At 71.7% G+C, this 19,733-nt stretch carries 16 protein-coding genes; 7 read left to right on the forward strand and 9 right to left on the reverse strand.

Annotated elements, in window-relative coordinates; all coding sequences use genetic code 11:
- Positions 1-27 precede the first annotated feature (27 nt).
- The 3 genes from QMK28_RS29390 to QMK28_RS29400 form a co-directional block, all read right to left on the reverse strand.
- Complete coding sequence (locus QMK28_RS29390; RefSeq protein ID WP_326442714.1) at positions 28-1,479, reverse strand: Gfo/Idh/MocA family protein; 1,452 nt, start codon at positions 1,477-1,479, stop codon at positions 28-30.
- Between the two features lie 216 nt (positions 1,480-1,695).
- Positions 1,696-4,656, reverse strand: a complete 2,961-nt coding sequence (locus QMK28_RS29395; protein WP_326442715.1) for an FAD-binding and (Fe-S)-binding domain-containing protein — start codon at positions 4,654-4,656, stop codon at positions 1,696-1,698.
- 222 nt (positions 4,657-4,878) lie between these two features.
- The gene (locus QMK28_RS29400; RefSeq protein WP_326442729.1) at positions 4,879-5,259 is read right to left on the reverse strand and encodes a MarR family winged helix-turn-helix transcriptional regulator; all 381 of its coding nucleotides are present in this window, start codon (positions 5,257-5,259) and stop codon (positions 4,879-4,881) included.
- A gap of 222 nt (positions 5,260-5,481) precedes the next feature.
- Here QMK28_RS29400 and QMK28_RS29405 point away from each other — a divergent pair, with 222 nt between their 5' ends.
- Together QMK28_RS29405 and QMK28_RS29410 are read left to right on the forward strand one after the other, a co-directional pair.
- The gene (locus QMK28_RS29405; RefSeq protein ID WP_326442716.1) at positions 5,482-7,368 is read left to right on the forward strand and encodes an ABC transporter ATP-binding protein; all 1,887 of its coding nucleotides are present in this window, start codon (positions 5,482-5,484) and stop codon (positions 7,366-7,368) included.
- A gap of 324 nt (positions 7,369-7,692) precedes the next feature.
- Complete coding sequence (locus tag QMK28_RS29410; RefSeq protein ID WP_326442717.1) at positions 7,693-8,148, forward strand: ASCH domain-containing protein; 456 nt, start codon at positions 7,693-7,695, stop codon at positions 8,146-8,148.
- Between the two features lie 84 nt (positions 8,149-8,232).
- On the opposite strand, the gene QMK28_RS29415 is transcribed toward QMK28_RS29410, so the two are convergent.
- Positions 8,233-9,549 carry an SGNH/GDSL hydrolase family protein gene (locus QMK28_RS29415; protein WP_326442718.1) on the reverse strand — a complete coding sequence of 439 codons (1,317 nt, stop codon included), beginning with the start codon at positions 9,547-9,549 and terminating at the stop codon, positions 8,233-8,235.
- A 297-nt stretch (positions 9,550-9,846) separates the two neighbouring features.
- Between QMK28_RS29415 and QMK28_RS29420 the strand changes: the two genes are divergently transcribed.
- Complete coding sequence (locus QMK28_RS29420; RefSeq protein ID WP_326442719.1) at positions 9,847-11,154, forward strand: MFS transporter; 1,308 nt, start codon at positions 9,847-9,849, stop codon at positions 11,152-11,154.
- Positions 11,155-11,341: 187 nt separating this feature from the next.
- Here the strand turns inward: QMK28_RS29420 and QMK28_RS29425 are convergent, their stop codons facing one another.
- The 4 genes from QMK28_RS29425 to QMK28_RS29440 all read right to left on the reverse strand — a co-directional run bounded on the left by QMK28_RS29425 (position 11,342) and on the right by QMK28_RS29440 (position 15,361).
- Positions 11,342-12,550: an LLM class flavin-dependent oxidoreductase gene (locus tag QMK28_RS29425; protein ID WP_326442720.1), complete on the reverse strand. Its 1,209-nt coding sequence runs from the start codon at positions 12,548-12,550 to the stop codon at positions 11,342-11,344.
- Positions 12,547-13,587, reverse strand: coding sequence for an ABC transporter substrate-binding protein (locus tag QMK28_RS29430; protein ID WP_326442721.1), 1,041 nt, complete (start codon positions 13,585-13,587; stop codon positions 12,547-12,549). The genes QMK28_RS29425 and QMK28_RS29430 overlap by 4 nt, the downstream gene beginning before the upstream one ends.
- A gap of 119 nt (positions 13,588-13,706) precedes the next feature.
- The gene (locus QMK28_RS29435; protein WP_326442722.1) at positions 13,707-14,531 is read right to left on the reverse strand and encodes an ABC transporter ATP-binding protein; all 825 of its coding nucleotides are present in this window, start codon (positions 14,529-14,531) and stop codon (positions 13,707-13,709) included.
- A complete protein-coding gene (locus QMK28_RS29440) occupies positions 14,504-15,361 on the reverse strand; it encodes an ABC transporter permease (protein WP_326442723.1) in 858 nt (285 codons plus the stop codon). Before QMK28_RS29440 ends, QMK28_RS29435 begins: the two co-directional genes overlap by 28 nt.
- Before the next feature lie 363 nt (positions 15,362-15,724).
- Between QMK28_RS29440 and QMK28_RS29445 the strand changes: the two genes are divergently transcribed.
- Positions 15,725-16,147: a YjbQ family protein gene (locus QMK28_RS29445; protein ID WP_326442724.1), complete on the forward strand. Its 423-nt coding sequence runs from the start codon at positions 15,725-15,727 to the stop codon at positions 16,145-16,147.
- 149 nt (positions 16,148-16,296) lie between these two features.
- On the opposite strand, the gene QMK28_RS29450 is transcribed toward QMK28_RS29445, so the two are convergent.
- On the reverse strand, positions 16,297-16,569 hold the full coding sequence (locus tag QMK28_RS29450) for a hypothetical protein (protein WP_326442725.1): 273 nt from the start codon (positions 16,567-16,569) through the stop codon (positions 16,297-16,299).
- A 218-nt stretch (positions 16,570-16,787) separates the two neighbouring features.
- Here QMK28_RS29450 and QMK28_RS29455 point away from each other — a divergent pair, with 218 nt between their 5' ends.
- The 3 genes from QMK28_RS29455 to QMK28_RS29465 all read left to right on the forward strand — a co-directional run.
- Positions 16,788-17,390: an ArsR/SmtB family transcription factor gene (locus QMK28_RS29455; protein WP_326442726.1), complete on the forward strand. Its 603-nt coding sequence runs from the start codon at positions 16,788-16,790 to the stop codon at positions 17,388-17,390.
- Between the two features lie 378 nt (positions 17,391-17,768).
- Positions 17,769-18,344: a sigma-70 family RNA polymerase sigma factor gene (locus QMK28_RS29460; RefSeq protein ID WP_326442727.1), complete on the forward strand. Its 576-nt coding sequence runs from the start codon at positions 17,769-17,771 to the stop codon at positions 18,342-18,344.
- Positions 18,341-19,733: hypothetical protein (locus QMK28_RS29465; RefSeq protein WP_326442728.1), on the forward strand; the 1,393-nt coding region annotated here is incomplete at its 3' end. The genes QMK28_RS29460 and QMK28_RS29465, both read left to right, overlap by 4 nt.

The following is a 19,733-nucleotide window of genomic DNA, read 5'->3' on the forward strand; positions in this document are numbered from 1 at the left end:
GCCGGCGCCCCGTACTCCACGTACCGATCAGACCTTGGGCTTCTCCGAGTCCACGCCGGGGCGGGCCTTCTTCCAGCCGCCGCGGGTGAAGTCGGGGATCTCCTGCGGCGCGCCCTTCGCCTTGATCGAGGCGTGGCTCAACGGCACCGGCGCGGTCCAGGTCGCGGCGTCGTACACGTCGAAGTCCGGGACCAGCCCGAGCTGCATGGTCTGCATCAGCCGGAAGATCATGATGTAGTCCATGCCGCCGTGGCCGCCCGGCGGGTTCGCGTGCTCCTTCCAGAGCCAGTGGTCGTACTCGGCGTACTTCGCGAAGTCGCCCCAGTTGTCGTCGGTCATCTCCGGTTCGAGATAGATCCGCTCCGGATAGTCCTCGAACACGCCCTTGGTCCCGGCGAGGATGTTGAGCCTGCTGTACGGGTGCGGGTTCGAGACGCCGTGCTCCAGCCGGATCACCCGGCCCTTCGCGGTCTGCACCAGACTGATCGACATATCGCTCTCGATATACGACTCCTTCCAGCTCGGATCGCCCGCCGGCATGTGCTCCTCGCGGTAGGCGGCGAGGCCGAGGGTGGGGGAGCCGACCGTCGTGATGCGCACCGCGCGGTCGCCGCGGTTGACGTCCATGTAGTTGGCGACCGGCCCGAAGCCGTGGTTGGGGTAGAGGTCGCCGCGCAGCCGGGTGTGCCACAGCCGCCGCCACGGGCCCTCGTAGTACTCCGGGTCGAACATCAGCCCGCGCAGGTCATGGATGTACGCGCCGGCGCCGTGCAGCAGATCGCCGAAGAGGCCGGCGTGCGCCATCCGCAGCACCCGCATCTCGTTCTTGCCGTAGGCGCAGTTCTCCAGCTGCATGCAGTGCCGCCGGGTGCGCTCCGAGAGGTCGACCAGCTCCCACAGCTGGCCCAGCTCCAGCGCGATCGGACACTCCACGCCGACGTGCTTGCCGTTGAGCATGGCGGTTTTGGCCATCTCGAAATGGAAGTCCCAGGGCGTGGCGACGTAGACGAAGTCGATGTCCCCGCGCTTGCAGAGCTTCTCGTAGTCGTGCTCGCCGTTGGTGTAGACGGCCGGGGCGGGCTGGCCCGCGGCGGTGACCTTGGCCGCGGCCCGCGCGGTCTTGTCCTTGACCGGGTCGCACAGGGCGACGACCCGCACGCCGGGTATCGCCAGGAACAGGTCGATCATGCTGCCGCCGCGCTGGCCGAGGCCGATGAGCCCGACCCGTATGGTGCTGCGCCGCTCGAACGGCACCCCGATCATGGACGCGCCCTGGCGGCGTGGCGTGGCGTCCACCGCCTCGGCGGCCGGCTGCGCCGCCGAGGCCGGCGTGGCGGCTGCCGCGTCGCCCGCCCCCAGCGCGCCGAGCCCCAGACTGAGCCCCGCGCCCGCGGCCCCCGCCGTCCGGAGCACGGAGCGACGGCTGACCTCGGAGTTCTCGTCGTGCTGGTCGTGGTCCTGTGGTGTTGCCTCGTTCATCGGGCCTCCAGGAGAGCTGACGTGCCGCGGCTGGTGCGTGAACCTCGGTCAGGACCCTGGCGGTTGTGGCTCATGATGCGCAAGGGTGTCACTTGGACTCTTCGCATGAGCTGATGGACTCTTCTCGCGCGGCCCGTCGCGAGCGCGGCGGCCATGCCGCCGGTGATGTGGACCGGCGTTTTCCTGGAGCCCTCAGGACGCCGGGGGTTGAGGGGGTCAGCCGCGGCCGTCCGCCCGGGAACGCGCCCCCGCGTGCGGCCGTGTCGCGCGTTCCAACTCCAGCAGCACGGAGTAGTAGCCACGCCCCGTCGCATGGTCCATGCCGACCTCGCACATCCGGTTCGCCGACAGATGCGCGTCGAATCCGCGCGCGAGCACCTCGGCCGCCTCCCGTTCGGTCGCCGAACGGGTCAACTCCTCGTGCAGCATGCCGCGGTCGCCCGCGAAGGCGCAGCAGCCCGCGTCGTCCGGCACCACGACCTCGTCCGCGCAGGCGGCGGCGAGCCGTTCCAGCCGGTCGACGTCGCCGAGGTGCTGCATGGAGCAGGTCGGGTGCAGCACGGCGGAGCCGATCGTCCGCTCGACGGTCAGCCGCGGCAGCAGCTCGTCGGACGCCCAGACGATGGAGTCGAGGACGGTCAGCTCGGCGTGCGACTGCCGGTTGTCGTGCGTCAGATACGGCACCACCTCATGGGCGATGCCCAGCGTGCAGGAGCTGGCGTCCACCACCAGCGGCAGCCTGCCGCCGCCCGTCCAGCGCCAGGCCGCCTCGACGATCCGGTTGGCCATCACGGCGTTGCCGTCGTCGTACCCCTTGGAGTGCCAGATGGTCGCGCAGCAGGTCCCCGCGACGTCCCCGGGGATCCACACCGGCTTTCCGGCCCGCCGGGAGAGAGCGACGACGGCCTCCGGCAGCGTCGGGCCTCTATGCCCGGCGGGCTCGCCGAAGATCCGGTTGACGCACGCCGGGTAGTAGACGGCGGCGGCGCCGACCCGGTCGGTCGGCGGCAGCCTGCGGGCCGCCGGACCGGGGATCTCGGGCAGCCATGCGGGCACCAGGTCGGGGCGCACCGCTTTACGGGCCGCGCCGGTCACCGCCTCCAGCAGCTTGTCGCTGATCCGGTCGGCGGCCGACACGGCCAGTCGCGCCGACTTCTCGACCACCCTGAAGTTCTTGGCCATCCGCGCGGCGGTCCGCTCCTCGCGCGGCGAATGCCGTTGGTGCCGGAACTCCTTCATCAGCACGCCGGTGTCGATGCCGACCGGACAGGCCAGCTTGCAGGTCGAATCGCCCGCGCAGGTGTCCACGGCGTCATAGCCGTACGCGTCCAACAGGCTTGTGGTGACTGGAGATCCGGGATGCTGGCGCATCATCTCCCGGCGCAGCACGATCCGTTGGCGCGGCGTCGTGGTCAGGTCGCCGCTGGGGCAGGTCGGTTCGCAGAAGCCGCACTCGATGCACGGATCGCCGATCTCCTCCACCTTCGGGATGGTCTTGAGGCCGCGCAGATGAGCCTTGGGATCGCGGTCGAGGATGACGCGCGGGGCGAGGACGCCGTGCGGGTCCAGCAGCCGCTTGACGCGCCACATCAGCTCGGTGGCGCGCGGGCCCCACTCCAGCTCCAGGAACGGCGCGATGTTGCGGCCCGTCGCGTGTTCGGCCTTGAGCGAGCCGTCGAAGCGCTCGACGGTCAGCGCGCAGAACTCGGCCATGAAGGCGGCGTAGCGGTCGACGTCGGCGGGCTCGGCGGCGTCGAAGGCGAGCAGGAAGTGCAGATTGCCGTGCGCGGCGTGGCCGGCCACGGCCGCGTCGAAGCCGTGCCTGCCCTGGAGTTCGAGCAGCGCCTCGCAGGCTTCGGCGAGCCGGGAGGGCGGTACCGCGAAGTCCTCGGTGATCAGTGTGGTGCCGGCGGGCCGCGAGCCGCCGACCGCCGTCACGAAGGCCTTACGGGCTTTCCAGTAGCCCGCGATGGCCTTGGCCTCGCGGGTGAACCCGTTGCTGACCGAGGCGGCCGGGGCGACGAGATCGAGCCCCTTCATGGCGCGGGCGGCGGCGGCTTCGCAACCCCGCAGCGCCGCCTCGTCCGGGGCTCGGAACTCGACCAGCAGCGCGGTGGTCGCCTTCGGCAGTCCGGCCCAGTCGGCGGGCACCCCCTCGACGCTGACCGAGGCGCGCAGCGTGTTGCCGTCCATCAGCTCCACGGACAGCGCGCCCGCCTCGTTGAACTTCGGCACGGCGGCCGCCGCGGCGGCGAGGCTGGGGAAACAGAGGAGTGCGCTCGACGTGTGGCGGTGCAGCGGCAGGGTGTCGAAGACGACCTCGGCGATGAAGCCCAGCGTGCCCTCGGAGCCGACCATCAGCCCGCGCAGGATCTCGACCGGCGTCGCACCGTCCAGGAAGGCGTCGAGGCGGTAGCCGTTGGTGTTCTTGATCTCGTACTTGGCGCGGATGCGGGCGCTCAGCGCGGTGTCCGCCTCGATCTCCGCCTTGAGCGCCAACAGCCCTTCGCACAAAGCCGGTTCGGCTGCGGCCAGCTCGGCGTCGGCCTGTGCGCCGGCGGTGTCCACGACGGTCCCGGACGGCAGTACGAGGGTGAGCGAGGCGAGGGTGCGGTACGAGTTGCGGGTGATGCCCGCCGTCATGCCGGAGGCGTTGTTGGCGACGACCCCGCCGAGCGTGCAGGCGATGGCGCTGGCCGGGTCGGGGCCCAGGACACGGCCGTGCCGCGCGAGGGTGATGTTGGCCCGCATGACTGTCGTGCCGGGGCGGATGCGGGCCCGCTCGCCGTCGCCCAGCACCTCGACGCCCGCCCAGTGGCGGCGCACGTCGACCAGGATGTCCTCGCCCTGCGCCTGTCCGTTGAGCGAGGTGCCCGCGGCCCGGAAGACGACCTGGCGGCCCTTGTCGTGGGCGTAGGAGAGCACCGCGGAGATGTCGTCCAGGTCCTCGGCCACCACGACGACCTGCGGCACGAAACGGTACGGACTGGCGTCGGAGGCGTAGCGCACCAGGTCGGAGAGCTTGTGCAGCACCTTCTCCGGGCCGAGCAGCCGCTCCAGGTCGCCGCGGAGCGGCTGCTCAGTGCCCGCGGCCCGTTCGTCCGGCACCCGGTCGTGGGAGGGCCCGTCGGTGCTGTGCGGACGGAGGGCTTCCGGATTCGGCTCCAGCAGCGGCATCGCGCGTTCCTCGTCTCTCCTCGGCGGCTCCTTGTCAACTCCCGTCGGCAGTGTCCCCCGGTGCGGCCCCGGGGGTGCCTCGGCGGCGCGGCGATTCTGCTGCTCGATTTGCTCGATGCTCTCCGGGCGGCGCTGGGGCGTCAGGGCTGCGGCCTCCGCGCTACGGCCTCCGCGCTGTGGCGCTTGCGCTACGGCATCGGCATCGGTACCGAGCGCCGGCGCTCAGCAGCGGTGGTCCTGGCCGCCCATCAGGGTGGCCAGCAGGCCGCCCAGCACCTCGCGCTGCTCGGCGGTCAGCGGGGCCAGGATGTCCTCGGCTGCCGCCCGTCGCGCGCCGCGCAGCGCGCGCAGCGCCGACCGGCCCTCGTCGGTCAGCTCGATGCGTATCACCCGGCGGTTGGTCGGGTCCGGGACGCGGCGGACCGCGCCGTTCGCCTCCAGCGCGTCGACCAGGGACGTCACAGCGCGCGGGACGACCTCCAGCCGGGCGGCGAGATCGGCCATCCGCGGCGGCTGGTCGTAGTGCGCGACGGTGCGCAGCAGCCGGGACTGCGCCGGGGTGTAGGTCAGCGGCTCCAGATGGCGCTTCTGCGCGCGGTGCATTCGGCGGTGCAGCCGCAGCAGCTGCTCGGCGAGCTGGGCGTCCGCGGCGTCGGCGCTGTCGCCGGTGGGGGAGCGGGACGCGCAGCCGCTGGCTGCGTCGCGGGGGGCTGCGTCGGGGGTGACCATGCCCTGAGGCTATCAGGACCAGGCTCATTGTGAGTATAGGTAACAATGAGCTATGCTCTGCGAATCACCACTGCCCCGTGCTTCCAGAAGGAGCCCATGCACCGCGAAGAACCCAGCCGGTCCGCGCCACCCGAGGACCGCGAGCGCCCAGCGGGCGCCGAAGACACCAGGGGAGGCAAGGGCAACCGGGGAACCGGCGGCCCCGAGCGCCGCCCTTCCGCCTCCGAGGAGCCCGCCGAGGTCCGGCGCATCCTCCGGCTGTTCCGCCCCTACCGGGGCCGCCTCGCGGTCGTGGGGCTGCTGGTCGCCGCCTCCTCGCTGGTGTCGGTGGCCACGCCGTTCCTGCTCCGGGAGATCCTGGACGTAGCCGTCCCCGACCGGCGTACCGGGCTGCTCAGCCTGCTCGCGCTCGGCATGATCGCCACCGCCGTGATCACCAGCGTCTTCGGCGTCCTGCAGACCCTGATCTCCACCACCGTCGGCCAGCGCGTCATGCACGACCTGCGCACCGCCGTCTACGCCAAGCTCCAGCGCATGCCGCTGGCCTTCTTCACCCGCACCCGCACCGGCGAGGTCCAGTCCCGCATCGCCAACGACATCGGCGGCATGCAGGCGACGGTCACCTCGACGGCCACCTCGCTCGTCTCCAACCTCACCAGCGTGGTCGCGACCATCGTCGCCATGCTCGCCCTCGACTGGCGGCTCACCCTCGTCTCGCTGCTCCTGCTGCCGCTGTTCGTCTGGATCAGCCGCCGGGTCGGCCGCGAGCGCAAGAAGATCACCACGCAGCGGCAGAAGCAGATGGCCTCCATGTCGGCGATGGTCACCGAGTCGCTGTCGGTCAGCGGCATCCTGCTCGGCCGCACGATGGGCCGCGCCGACTCGCTCACCAGAGGCTTCGCGGACGAATCCGAGCGCCTTGTCGGCCTGGAGATCCGCTCCAACATGGCAGGCCGCTGGCGGATGTCCACCATCGGCATCATCATGGCCGCGATGCCCGCCCTCATCTACTGGGCGGCCGGCATGGTCCTCCAGTTCGGCGGCCCCGCCTTCTCCATCGGCACCCTCGTCGCCTTCGTGTCACTCCAGCAGGGGCTGCTGCGCCCGACCGTCTCGCTGCTGTCCACCGGCGTCCAGATGCAGACCTCGCTGGCGCTCTTCCAGCGCATCTTCGAATACCTCGACCTGCCCGTGGACATCACCGAGCCCGCGCGGCCGAAGCGGCTCGCGAAGGCCGGGGGAGCGGTCCGCTTCGAGCACGTCTCCTTCTCGTACGACACCGAGGCCCCCGAGGGCACTCTCGACGACATCGACCTCGCGATCCCGGCGGGCGGCAGCCTCGCCGTCGTCGGCCCCACCGGCTCCGGCAAGAGCACGCTCAGCTATCTGGTGCCCCGGCTGTACGACGTGACGGGCGGCCGGGTGCTGCTGGACGGCGTCGACGTCCGCGATCTCGACTTCGACACGCTGGCCCGCTCGGTCGGCGTCGTCTCCCAGGAGACGTATCTCTTCCACGCCTCCGTCGCCGACAATCTGCGCTTCGCGAAGCCGGACGCCACGGACGACGAGATAGCGGCGGCGGCCAAGGCGGCCCAGATCCACGACCACATCGCCGGGCTCCCGAACGGCTACGACACGCTCGTCGGCGAACGCGGCTACCGCTTCTCCGGCGGTGAGAAACAGCGCCTCGCGATCGCCCGCACGATCCTGCGCGACCCGCCCGTGCTGATCCTCGACGAGGCCACCAGCGCCCTTGACACCCGGACTGAACACGCCGTGCAGCAGGCCATCGAGGCGCTCTCGGCCGGCCGGACCACCATCACCATCGCCCACCGGCTCTCCACGGTCCGGGACGCCGACCAGATCGTCGTCCTCGACGCCGGCCGCATCGCCGAGCGCGGCACACACGAGGAGTTGATCGCCACGGACGGCCGCTATGCGGCGCTGGTACGGCGCGACGCGCACCTCGCACCGGTCGTCTGAGGAGGGTGCCCACGGGCACGCGTGTGCCCGGGTGCCGCTCCAAGTAGTGCCGGGCGCCGGGCGCCGGCGCCGGGTGCTGGGCGCCGGGTGTTGGGCGCTGCGCGTCGGCCGGGGCGAGGGGAAGCGGGGCTGACCGGTCCTGACGAGTCGGGCTGTGGCCCGGACACTGGCCAGGACGCCGACCCGGACACCGACCCGTGCCCGACCCCGACCCGGACATCGACTCGGGCCCCTGCCCCAGGTACCAGCCCCGCCCCCGGCCACCGGACCTGCTGTCCGTAAAAGGCCTGCATTTCCCCGCCGCGCCCTCCTAGGCTGGCCCGCATGCCGAGCCATGACGGTCTCCCCAAGTTCGAACTCGCCTTCCCCGGCCCGCTGCGCGACCAGCTCGTCGCCGCCGTCCTGTCCGGGGCCAAAATCTCGACGAGCGGGCTGGTCGTGGACTACGAGCACTGCGGCGACGAACTGCCCCTCGTCGGTTCGCGATCGGTGGTCATCGACTCCGCCCTCCGCCCTGTCGCGATCGTCGAGGTCACGGACGTACGGGTGGTACCGCTCGCGGAGATCGACTTGGCGCACGCGGTCGACGAGGGCGAAGGCTACGAATCCGTGGCCCAGTGGCGCGCGGGCCATGAGTATTTCTGGCACAGCCCGCAGATGCGCGAAGCGCTCGACGACCCGGAGTTCGCCGTCGGGGACGACACCGAGGTCGTCGCCGAGCGGTTCCGGGTTGTAGAGCTGCTGGACGGGGCTGACGGGACCGCCGACCCAGCGCGTTGAATCAGCGGGGCCAGCGGGGCCGGCGGAGCCAACGGGGCCGCCGACCAGACGCGTTGAGACCGTGGCCGGCCCCGGCCGAAGCCGTCACAGGCTGCTGAGGTCGACGGCCTCGGCCATGGCGCGATAGCCCGCGTCATTGGGGTGCTTGTGGTCGCCGCTGTCGTAGCGGGGAGCCAGCAGATCGGCGTCCGACGGCGCGGCCAGCACCTGCGCGAAGTCGACCACCGAGTCGTACGCGCCCGAGGTCCGGATCCACTCGTTGAGCGCGGTGCGCTTCGCCTCGGAGCGGGGCGTGTGGTACTCGGAGCCCTTGAAGGGCAGCAGCGTCGCCCCGGTCGCCTTGATCCCCTCGGCGTGGGCGCGCTCGATGAGTTCGCGGTATCCGGCGATCAGCTCCGCGACCGAGACCTGCGGATTCGGCTGGTAGGCCGGGAGGTCCACCTCGCTGAAGCCGATGTCGTTGAGCCCCGCCAGCACGATCACCGAGCCGACTCCCGGCCGGTCCAGCACGTCCCGCTGGAACCGGGCCGAGGCGTGCTCTCCGAACCACCGCGAGTCGTTGAGCATCAGGTTTCCGCCGATCCCCGCGTTCAGTACGGGGCGGGGTGCGCCCCGCGCGGCGAGCCGGTCGGCGAGCGCGTCCGGGTAGCGCTTGTCCGCGTCCTTGCTGGAGCCGAACCCGTCGGTGATCGAGTCGCCGAACGCCACGACCGCCCCACGGCGCGGCCTGCCCGGCCGCCCCGTACCGCCGGACACCTCGACCCCCGACAGGTAGTACCAGGACTCGGTCTCGTCCCCGACCGCCTCGCTGCCCTCGCCGGCGCGGTGGTCGCGGGCCGCCCGGTAGGTCGTCGCGAAACCCTGGGCGTGGAAGGTGGCGGGGCCGGTCGGGCCGGCGAAGTACAGCGTCACCGTGAGCGACTCCAGCGCCGTGACCCGGAGCGTCGCCGCGTCACTGACCAGCTCGCCGCCCGCCGGGATCACCGCGGACCGGCCCCGCCCGAAGGCGAGATGGCGCAGCGAGCCGGAGCGGACGGCCGCGCCCTCGCCGCGCCGGGCGATGGTCGCGCCCGCGAGTTTGAGCGGCGCGTCGCCGTAGCGGTTGGAGAGCCGGATGCGGGCCGCCGTACCGCTGTCCGTCACCCGGACGACCTGGCGTACGGTCTGCCGGTCGAAGCCCGTTTCGGCCCAGTTCTCGTGGAAACCGGTGCTGGGCCGCTGCACCGGGACCGACCACCCCTCGCTCCAGGCCGTCGCGGCGCGCCCGCTGCGGTCCTGCGCCGACGGGCCCGTGACCGCGTCCGGTCGTCCCTGCGGCTGCGCCGGGGCCGGACCGGCACCCGTGGCCACGGCGGTCAGTGCGAGCAGTGCGGTGGCGGAACGTCGTCCACGAGCGGCCATGGGTGAAGCCTTCCTGTGCGTCCGGCGGGTTCCGCGTCCGTTACGCGCTCCGCCGCTGACAGAAGACTGCTGGCCGGCCGCCGGTCCAACCAGATCCCTCCGTTTCGTACACACGCCGTGCGTACCAACGGCAGGGTCACCCTGGACCGCGGGTTCCGGTTCAGCGATCGCAGGTTGCGCCTCCGCCGGGCGAGGGGTACGGCGCGGCGCGGCCGGCCGCTATCGCCGTGCCCGGCTCGGAGTGTGGAAGCCCGCCAAGCGGAGTGTGGAAGCCCGCAGCGCGGGGAGTTGAAGATCATGACGAGTACAGAACATCTTGAGGCCGAGCCGGGCGCCGCACCCGCAGGACGCCCACGGTCCGCACTGCGGCAGCTGATGGCGGCGTCCGTCGGCAACGCGGCGGAATGGTACGACTGGTACGCGTACTCCTTCCTCGCTGTCTACTTCGCCGACCAGGTATTTCCCAAGGGCGCCGACAATTCGCTGGTGCCCCTGCTGTCGACGTTCGCGGTCTTCGCGGTGGGCTTCTTCATGCGGCCGATCGGCGGGCTGCTCATGGGCGCGGTCGCCGACCGCCAGGGACGGCGCGCGGCGCTCACGGTGACGATCCTGCTGATGGGCGGCGGCAGCCTGTTGGTCGCCCTGACCCCCACCTACGCCTCGACCGGGCTGCTCGCGCCGGTGGTACTGGTGGTCGCGCGGCTCATCCAGGGGCTCTCGGTGGGCGGGGAGTTCGCCGCTTCGACCACCTTCCTGGTCGAGTCAGCCGGGCCGGGCCGGCGCGGGCTGTTCTCCAGCTTTCAGTACGTCTCCACCACCATCGGCCAGCTCATCGCCTCCGGCGTATCCGCGCTGCTCGCGAGCCAGTTGACGGACACGCAGATGGGCGACGGGGGATGGCGGGTGCCCTTCCTCTTCGGAGCGGTGATCAGCCTCGTCGGCTTCTGGATCCGGCGGGGCGCGCACGAGACCCGCAGCGAGGCACTGCGGTCGGGCCCCCGGCCCGCGCTCTTCGAAGCGCTGCGCAGCCATCCCCGCGAGTCGCTGCTCATCGGCGGCATCACGGCCGGCGGCACCATCGCGTACTACACCTGGACCACCTATCTGCCGACGTACGCGCACGTCAACGCGGGCTTCGACAAGGAGGACGCGTTGCTCGTGGGCACCATCTCGCTGGTCTTCTTCGCGCTGCTCCAGCCGCTGGGCGGGATGCTGTCGGACCGCATCGGGCGCAAACCACTGCTGATCGGCTTCGCCCTGGGCTTCGCGGTGTTCGCCGTCCCGCTGCTGCACGCGGTGACCGACAGCTTCGTCTCGCTGCTGCTGGTGCAGTGCGCGGGGATGGTGCTGCTCACCGGCTACACCTCGGTGGCGGCCGCGGTGAACGCGGAGATCTTCCCGGCGCGGGTGCGGGCGGCGGGAATCGGCTTTCCGTACTCGCTCACGGTCGCCCTGTTCGGCGGCACCGCGCCGTACATCGGGACCTGGTTCAAGCAGGTCGGGCACGCGGACCTGTTCCCGTGGTACGTCGCCGGGCTGTGCCTGGTCTCGTGCTGCGTCTACATCGCGCTCCCGGAGACGGCTCGGCGCACGCTGGAGAAGTAGCGCGCATCGGCCACGATCACGCGCTCTGGCGAACGCTCACGCCCCTGTCCGTACGTTGTTCGCCGCCGCCCAGCAGCTTCCGGATCTCGCGCACGGCGGTCCGGCCGAAGCGGTTGGCCCCAACGGGGTGCGCTTCTTCCCGCGCCCCCGGACGCAGCCCCCGCCCCAGCCCTACCCCAGCCTCGTCTCAGCGCCCTCCGGCCAGCAGCAGCGGTGCCCCACCCGACGCGGACGCCGGCCGTCCGTTCGCGCCGGGCCCACCCGCCGCCGGCGAACCGGGAAGCGGCGCGAGCAGCCCGCGCCCCGCCAGTTCGGGGATCACGCCCTCCCCGAACCAGTACGCCTCCTCCAGATGCGGATACCCGGACAGCACGAAGTGATCGACCCCGAGCGCGTGGTACTCCTCGATCCGGTCCGCGACCTGGCCATGGCTGCCGACCAGCGCCGTCCCCGCGCCGCCGCGCACCAGCCCGACCCCGGCCCACAGGTTCGGCGAGATCTCCAGCTTGTCCCGCTCACCGCCGTGCAGCGCGAGCATCCGCTGCTGCCCCACCGACTCACTGCGGCCCAACGCCTGCTGCGCCGCGGTCACGGTCTCCGGGTCCAGGTCGTCCAGCAGCCGGTCCGCGGTCGCCCACGCGTCGCGCGGCGAGTCCCGCGAGATGCTGTGCAGCCGGATGCCGAAGCGGACCGTACGGCCCCGCTGCTCGGCCAGCCCCCGGATCCAGTCGATCTTCTGTTTCACCTGCTCCGGCGGCTCGCCCCAGGTCAGATAGACGTCCGCGTGCTCGGCGGCGACCGGCCCCGCGGCGGCCGAGGAGCCACCGAAGAAGATCTCCGGCAGCGGGTCCGGCGGCAGCGCCGTCAGCCCGCCCTCCACCTGGTAGTGCCGCCCGTCGAAGTCGTACGGCTTGCCGCCCCACGTGCCCCGCACGATCTCCAGGAACTCCGCGGTGCGCGCATAGCGCTGATCGTGGTCCAGATGGTCGCCGAAGCGGCGCTGCTCGGTCGAGTCGCCGCCGGTCACCACATTGAGCATCAGCCGCCCCCGGGTGATCCGCTGGTAGGTCGCGGCCATCTGCGCGGCGAGCACGGGCGAGATCACCCCGGGCCGGAAGGCCACCAGGAACTTCAGCCGCTCGGTGTGCTGCGCCAGCGCGACCGTGGTCAGCCAGGCGTCCTCGCACCAGGTGCCGGTCGGCGTGAGCACCCCCTCGAAGCCGAGCTGTTCGGCGGCCTTGGCGATCTGGGCGAGGTACTCGATGTCGGGCGCCCGCACCCCTTTCACCGGAGTGATGCGCGAGCGCTTGATGCCGCCGTCGGTGTAGGCGTGCCGGTCGACCAGGGTGCGGCCGTCACCGCCGGTGGGCAGGAACCAGTGCAGGTGGATGCTCATCGGGAGGCCTTTCCATAACTGCGGGGCGCGGCGCTGGAGGGCGGCAGCCCGGCGTTGAAGCGGGTGTCGACGTAGTCGGCGAAGGTGAACCGGCGCGGAATGAGCTTCAGATCGGCGAACGTGTCGGCGATCTTCTGCTCGGAGGCGACCGCGGCCTGGTCGACGGCGACCGTCACCCGGCTGCCGTTGGTGCGCTTCACCGCGTCCAGTGCCACGTCGTACGGCAGCCCGGTCTCCTTCGACCAGACCTTCGCCCATGCCTCCGGGTGCTTGAACACCCATGCCTGCGCCCGGCGCAGCCGCTTGAGATAGTCGCCGACCGCGGCCGACTTCTTCTTGTCCCGGAGCGCCGAGGGAGCCGCCACCTGGAAGCTCAGCCCGTTGACGACCCCGGTTCCGTCGGTGAGCACCCGGGCCTTCGCGCTGCTCAGCACCTGCGAGGTGTACGGATCCCAGACGGCCCAGGCGTCGACCTTGCCCCGGCTGAACGCGGCCAGCGCGTCGGCCGGTTGCAGATACCTCAGCTTCACGTCCCGCACGCTCAGCCCGGCCTTCTTCAGCGAGGCGACCAACTGGTAGTGCGCCGAGCTTCCTTGGGCCACCGCGACCGACTTGCCCTTGAGCTGCGCGGGCTTCTTGAGCGGCGAGTCATCGGGCACCACGATCGCCTCGCCCGCCGCCGATCCGTGCGTGGCGCCCACGACGGCGATCTTCGAATCGGAGCCGGCCGCGAAGACCGGCGGGGTGTTGCCGACGCCCCCGACGTCCACGGCCTTGGCGTTGACCGCCTCCAGCAGCGGCGGCCCCGAGGTGAACGTCGACCACTTGATCCGGTAGTCGAGGTCGTCCAGCTCACCGGCGGCCCGCAGCACGGCCTCGGCGCCGCCCTTCTGGTCGCCGACATTGAGCGTGACGCTGCCGGAGCCGTCCGTACCGTCTCCCGGTCCGCCGCCCGCGTCATCGGCGGAGGACGCGCCGCCGCACGCGGCGAGCAGCAGGGACAGGGGAAGCAGTAGGGCCGGGAGGGTGCGTTTCACGGTTTCTCTCTCATGCGGGATGGTGGGTCATGCGGGATGGTGGGTGGGGCGTGTGATGAGTGGTGAGCCTTCAAGGGGCCCACTTCAGGGCCCACTGCAAGGGGCCTACTGCAAGGGGTCTACTGCGCACCGAATTCGGTTTCCTCCACACCGAGTTCGCTGAGCAGCCGGGTCCGCAGCGCGGCGAACTCCGGGTCGCCGACGGAGCGTGGCCGGGACAGCCCGGTCCGCGTCTCGTACGCGATCCGGCCGCCCTCCATCACCAGCACCCGGTCTGCGAGCAGCAGCGCCTCCTCGACGTCATGGGTCACCAGCAGCACCGCGCAGCCGCGCCGTTGCCACAGCTCGGACACCAACTGCTGCGCCTTGATGCGGGTGAGCGCGTCCAGCGCGCCGAACGGCTCGTCGAGCAGCAGCAGATCGGGCTCGCGCACCAGCGCGCGGGCGAGCGAGGCGCGCTGAGCCTCGCCGCCGGACAGCGTCTTGGGCCAGGCCCCCGACCGCTCTCCGAGCCCGACCTCGGACAACGCGCGCTCGGCGACGGCCCGTTCGGGGCGGCCGGGCAGTCCGAGCAGCACATTGCGCCACACCCGCTTCCACGGCATCAGCCGCGGCGCCTGGAAGGCGACGGCCCGGCGCTTGGGCACCAGCACGGTTCCCTCGATCTCACGGTCGAGACCGGCCAGGACGCGCAGCAGCGTGCTCTTGCCGCAGCCGCTGCGGCCGAGCAGCGCGGTGAACTCGCCGCTGCGCAGGGTGAGATCGAGGCCGTCGATCACGGGTCGGCCGCCGAAGGCGCGGGTCAGCCCGGCGACCCGTACGGCGTCGTCGCCGTCGGCCGGCTGTCCGGCTCGTTCAGATGGTTCGACGGCGCCTTCGGCCCCCTCGTCGCCCCGGACGGCGGGCTCCAGGCGGTCTACTGGCCGGTGAAGGTCGGTCGCCATTGCAGCAGCAGCCTTTCGAGAGTGCGGACGACGACGTCGGCGGTGAGGCCGAGGAAGGCGTAGACGACCAGGCAGACCACGATCACGTCGGTGCGGAAGAACTCGCGCGCCTGGTTCATCAGGAACCCGATGCCGTCATCCGCGTTGACCTGCTCGCCGAAGACCAGCGCGAGCCACGCGGTCGCCAGCGAGTAGCGCAGCCCGGTCATCGCGCCGGGCAGCGCCCCGGGCAGTACGACGTGCCGGATCAGCCCCCAGCGGGACAGCCCGAGCGAGGAGCCGGCCTCGATCAGCTGCTCGTCGACGCCGCGGATGCCCGCGTAGACGTTGAGGTAGAGGTGAAAGGCGACGCCGAGCGCGATCAGGGCGATCTTCGGGGCCTCGCCGATGCCCAGCCAGATGATGAACAGCGGGATCAGCCCGACCCAGGGCACGGTGCGCAGCATCTGCACACTCGCGTCCACCAGGTCCTCACCGAGCCGGGAGAGCCCCGACACCAGTGCGAGCACGATGCCGACGACCCCGCCGAGCACCAGCCCGAGCGCCACCCGCCGCAGGGACACGCCCATGGCCGAGGGCAGCGTCCCGTCGGCGATCAGATCGGCGCCGGCCCGCGCGATCGTGCCGGGGGAGGCGAGGATGTCAGGGTGCAGCACGCCGGTCACGCTGAGGATCTGCCACAGCGCGAGCAGCACACCGGGCCCGACGATCCGGCGCAGCCAGCGGGGGACCGGCCGACGACGGGCGGAACGGGGGACGACGGGCTCCAGCCCGGACGGTATCGACGGGGATACGGCGGAAATACCCGGTGGGGCATGGGCAATGCTCATGGGGGCTCCACGGAAGGCGCGGGTACGCCTCAGCGGCCGTACACGCGATCAGCGCACGGCAGGGGCGAGACGGGGAAGAAGAGCGAAATACGGCGAAAGGCCGTGATGGATCGTCAGCGAGTGCGGCGACACGCGGCGGAGGCTACTCGCAGCAGGTCGATGTGACCGCGCGTAGTGAGCCGGACTGACGAAGACATGCGGTGAACGTAGTGAGAGCGTCCACGTCGAGTCAACGCCGTCTCGCCTGCCGGACCTTTGTTGCGCGGGCGTTGCGGCCGTGCGTACGGGCGGCCGGTGTGAGCATGGGCTGCCGACCCGAGAGCATGGAGGGCGGCCGGCGCGCGAGCATGGGAAAATAGACCCATGAGCGATGATTTCCGCACCCGCCTGCTCGACATCAGGACCGGCGCCTCCGAGACCGTGCGCGACCTGACCGAGCTCTGCACCGAATTCCTGCGCGAGGCGGCCCCCGGCCGCGACGGCCTGCTCAACGTGTTCGTCCCGCACGCCACAGCCGGCATCGCCATCCTGGAAACCGGCGCGGGCAGCGACGACGACCTACTGGCCGCACTCCACGACCTACTCCCCGCCGACGACCGCTGGCGCCACCGCCACGGCAGCCCGGGGCACGGACGGGATCATGTGCTGCCGGCGATCGTTCCGCCGCATGCGACGCTGCCGGTGGTGGGCGGGGAGCTGGAGTTGGGGACTTGGCAGTCGGTGTGTCTTGTGGATACGAACGTTGACAATGCTGATCGGCAGGTTCGGCTGAGCTTTCTGGGGTGAGGGTGACTTTGGCGGTCGGCCGACGGGGTTCCGAGCGTCAGTGGACGGGCGGCCCTGGAACCACTCACACCCGTGGTGGACACACCAAAGCAATCACCTTCGACATGTCGGATTGGCGGATGCCGCCGGGAACGGGTCCTCACGGACCGTCAACCCCGGCGAGCAGTCAGCAGCCAGGTCAGATCGATCACCGCGATGCCCCCCCAGATCCAGCAGCCGACGGCAGCCCCGGTCGGCGCCAGAGCCGTGGCGAGGGCGCCCAGCCCGACCGTGCGCAGCACCAACCCGGCGCTACGCCCCGCTGCCAGCGACGCGCGCAGTGGCCCCGGTTCGGTCAGCCGGTCGGCCAAGTAGGCGTCGAACGCCTCCGCCACCTGGTCATCGATCTCGTCTCGCATCCGTGCGTCCAGCGCGTCAGGCATGGACGGCCCCCCGTGACGCCACTGCCGTCCGAATGGAAGCCACCAGCAGGCCCGACCCTGTGGCTGCCACCGGTCTTCCGGTCAGATCTTTCCTCATCTCAACCCCCAAGTATCCAATGTCAGTTGACGTCCGCCCGGACCAAGTTAGCGACCGCAGAGATATTCTGCAAACATTCTCTGTGAATCTCGCAGAGAGTCTCTGCAGTACGCTGGGCGACATGGTCGAGCGTCCCGAGCAGAGAGTTCTCACCGGCCCGGACCTCAAGGCCTTCTACAAGGCGTTGTCCAACCCGGTGCGCCGCGACATCCTGAGCTATCTCGGAGAGCGCGGCGAAGCGAACTCCACCAGCGTCGCCAAAGTGCTCGGCGAAAGCACCGGAACCACCAGCTACCACCTGCGCAAGCTCGCCGAACTCAAGCTCATCGCCGAGGTCGAGGAACGGTCCACCGGCCGGGAGCGCTGGTGGAAGTCACTGATGACGGACATCTTCACGCCACCGGGCCTGGCGTTGGCGGACGACGAGCGCGAGGCCGCGGTGAAGATCGGCGCACTCCGGATGACCCACGACCTGAATCTGGTCGTGAACGCGTACGCCGGGTATGACGCTTCGGCGGGCTGGAACCAGATCCACCGCTCCGGGCTGCGGATGACGAAGGAACAGGTCGCGGCGTTCGTCGAGGAATACCAGACGCTACTGCGCAAGTACGCGACCGAGCCCGGCGGCCACCCGCCCGACTCGCGGCACATGGCCGTGCGCCTGGTGGTGCTGCCCGACGAAGGACCCCGGCCCGCCTGGCCGGCCGAGTGGGGCGGCGAGTAGCGGCGCGTCCGCAGGTCGGCTTCCGCCGCCACGGCCGGAGCCTCGGGGGTGTCTGTCCCAGTCGCGCCGGACCCGGCTCGTGTTCCCGTCCGGGCGCGGGGGAGGGCCCCGCGATCCCCACCTGCCGGTGATGACGCCGTGACGAGCCCAGGCGCATTAGTCCAGACCTTCCGTCAGTGGGGCTGGACCACCTGGGGTTGGGGCGGCGGCGAGCCCTGCCCGGGGTGCGCGGGCGTTGCCGTCCGGTGCCCGCTCGGGGAGGTGGGGAGTCTCAGCCGTGCCCAAGGTGTCTTAGAGTGTTGAGTGTTACCTCCAAGTACTTCGCCTCGCCCGCTCGCTCGCGGGCCGATGGTCCAAATACCGCTAGGCGGCGCTGACATGACCGTACCGGCGTCCCCCGCGCAGTTCTCCGCCCCCGACTCGGCCGGGCCGCGCCAGGACGAGTTCACCGTTCTGGTCACGGCGTACCGGCCGCCGCTGCTGCGCTACGTGCTCGGCCTGCTGCCCGGCGATCCGCAGCGTGCCGAGGACGCCGTCCAGGAGACCGTGCTGCGCGCCTGGCTCGCCGGCTTCGCCGAGCGCGCCGACGTGTCCGAGACGGGTGCCGCCAGGGAGCCCTGCCTGTCCTGGCTGTTCACCGTCGCCCGTAACGTGGTGATCGACTGGAGCCGCCGGGACCGGGTCCGGCCCGCTCTGCCCACCGCGCTGCCACCCGAGACCGCTGTCCATACGGACGAGCACGAACGCGTCCTGGCACGGACGCAGGTCGTCGAACTGCTCGCCCGACTGTCCCGTCCCCACCGTGAGGTTCTGGTGTACACATACCTGCTGGGCTGCTCCGGCCCCGATACCGCGCACGCGCTGGGCATTCCCGCGGGCACCGTCAAGTCGCGGTTGCACCACGCGATACGGGACGTGCGGCGCGCCGCCGACGCCCGTCAGGGGTGCGCGTGAGCGGCGCCCCGCCGGCCGGCCACGCGGTCCTCGCGATCGGTATGCCGGACCGGAACTCCTGGTTCATCCTGCTCGGCTTCCTGGCCGCCCTGGTGCTGTTCGTCTGGCTGCTGAGCCGGGCGATCCGACGCCAGGGCGGCATGCGCCGCACCTTCCGCCGGATCGTGTGGGAGAGCAGGATGACCGCCCGCGCGTTCGCCGAGCCGCTCCGCGCGTACCGGCGATACCGGCGCCGGGTCCGGGCCCTCGCGGCGTTCTTCGACGACCCGGGCGCGCCCGACGCCGCCCACGGCGCGCTCGACCGGGCCGACAGCCTGGCCGGACAGTCCTGTTACGTGCCCACGGTCCATCTCAGCCCCGCCCGGGACCGCACCCGGCTCGTGGTCGCCGGTCGCGATCCGCTCGGCCCCGCACTGCCCTTCGCGCCCACTGGTGACGAGCCGGGCGACTGGGCCTGGTCGGCTCCGGCCGAACGGGCCCGTGCCGACGACGGCGAGGTTCCCGCCGACGGGCGTGAGCGGCTGCTGCTCGTGCTCGGGGTGGACCGGCGGCTGCCGGGAGTCGTGCTCGTGGACTGGTTGCGCGGCCCGGCGGCACTGGCGGTGGAGGGCGACCCGCGCGCCGCGCGCGGCGTGCTGCACGCCCTCGCCGCGCAGATCGACCGGACGCCGGCCGCGCCTTCGGTCCAGGTCGCCCGAGGCGTGCACCCGCGCTTCTCCGGACCGGAACTCGACGACCTGCTCGACACGTTGGAGACCGCGTCCGTCTCGGTTTCCGACGACCCCGCACTCGTACCGGTGCTGGTGTGCTGGGCGCCGTCCAGGGAGCAGGCAGGCCGGTTGGCGACGCTCTCCGCCGCCGGGCGGGTCCGCGTCCTGGCGGGCGGCCGGCTGCCGGGCGCCTGCTGGAGCCTGCACGCCGAGCCGGACGGACGGCTGCTGGGACCGGGCATGGGCATCGATGTCGAGTCCGGCGCGCTGGGCAGGGCCGTGGCCCGTGCCGTACGACGTTCACGCAGGAGGGCCCCGGCGGGGCTGCGGCCGTCCGCCTCAGCGAGCCCGGCGAGCCCGGCGAGCCCGGCGGCCTTGGTGGCCGACGCGGGTACGAGGGGCGCATCCCGCGCCCTGGCCGAACCGGGCCGCGCGGAACCCGTTGCCCCACCCGTTGTCGCACCCATCGCCGCACCCGCTTCCGTCCCCGCCGAGCCCGACACCGCATCCGTGCCCGCTGCCGGGGCGGGCTCCAACGCGGCACGGGTGGCGTCCCACACGGGCGTGGCGACCGCGAACGAGGCAGGCGGGGCAACCCGCAACGACGCCGCCGAGCCCACCGCGACCGCCCCCTCCCTGACCGCCCCCTCCCCGCCCCCGGCTGAGCCCGCCGCGAGCG

This window comes from Streptomyces sp. H27-D2, assembly GCF_035828615.1.
In the GTDB taxonomy this organism is placed as follows: domain Bacteria; phylum Actinomycetota; class Actinomycetes; order Streptomycetales; family Streptomycetaceae; genus Streptomyces.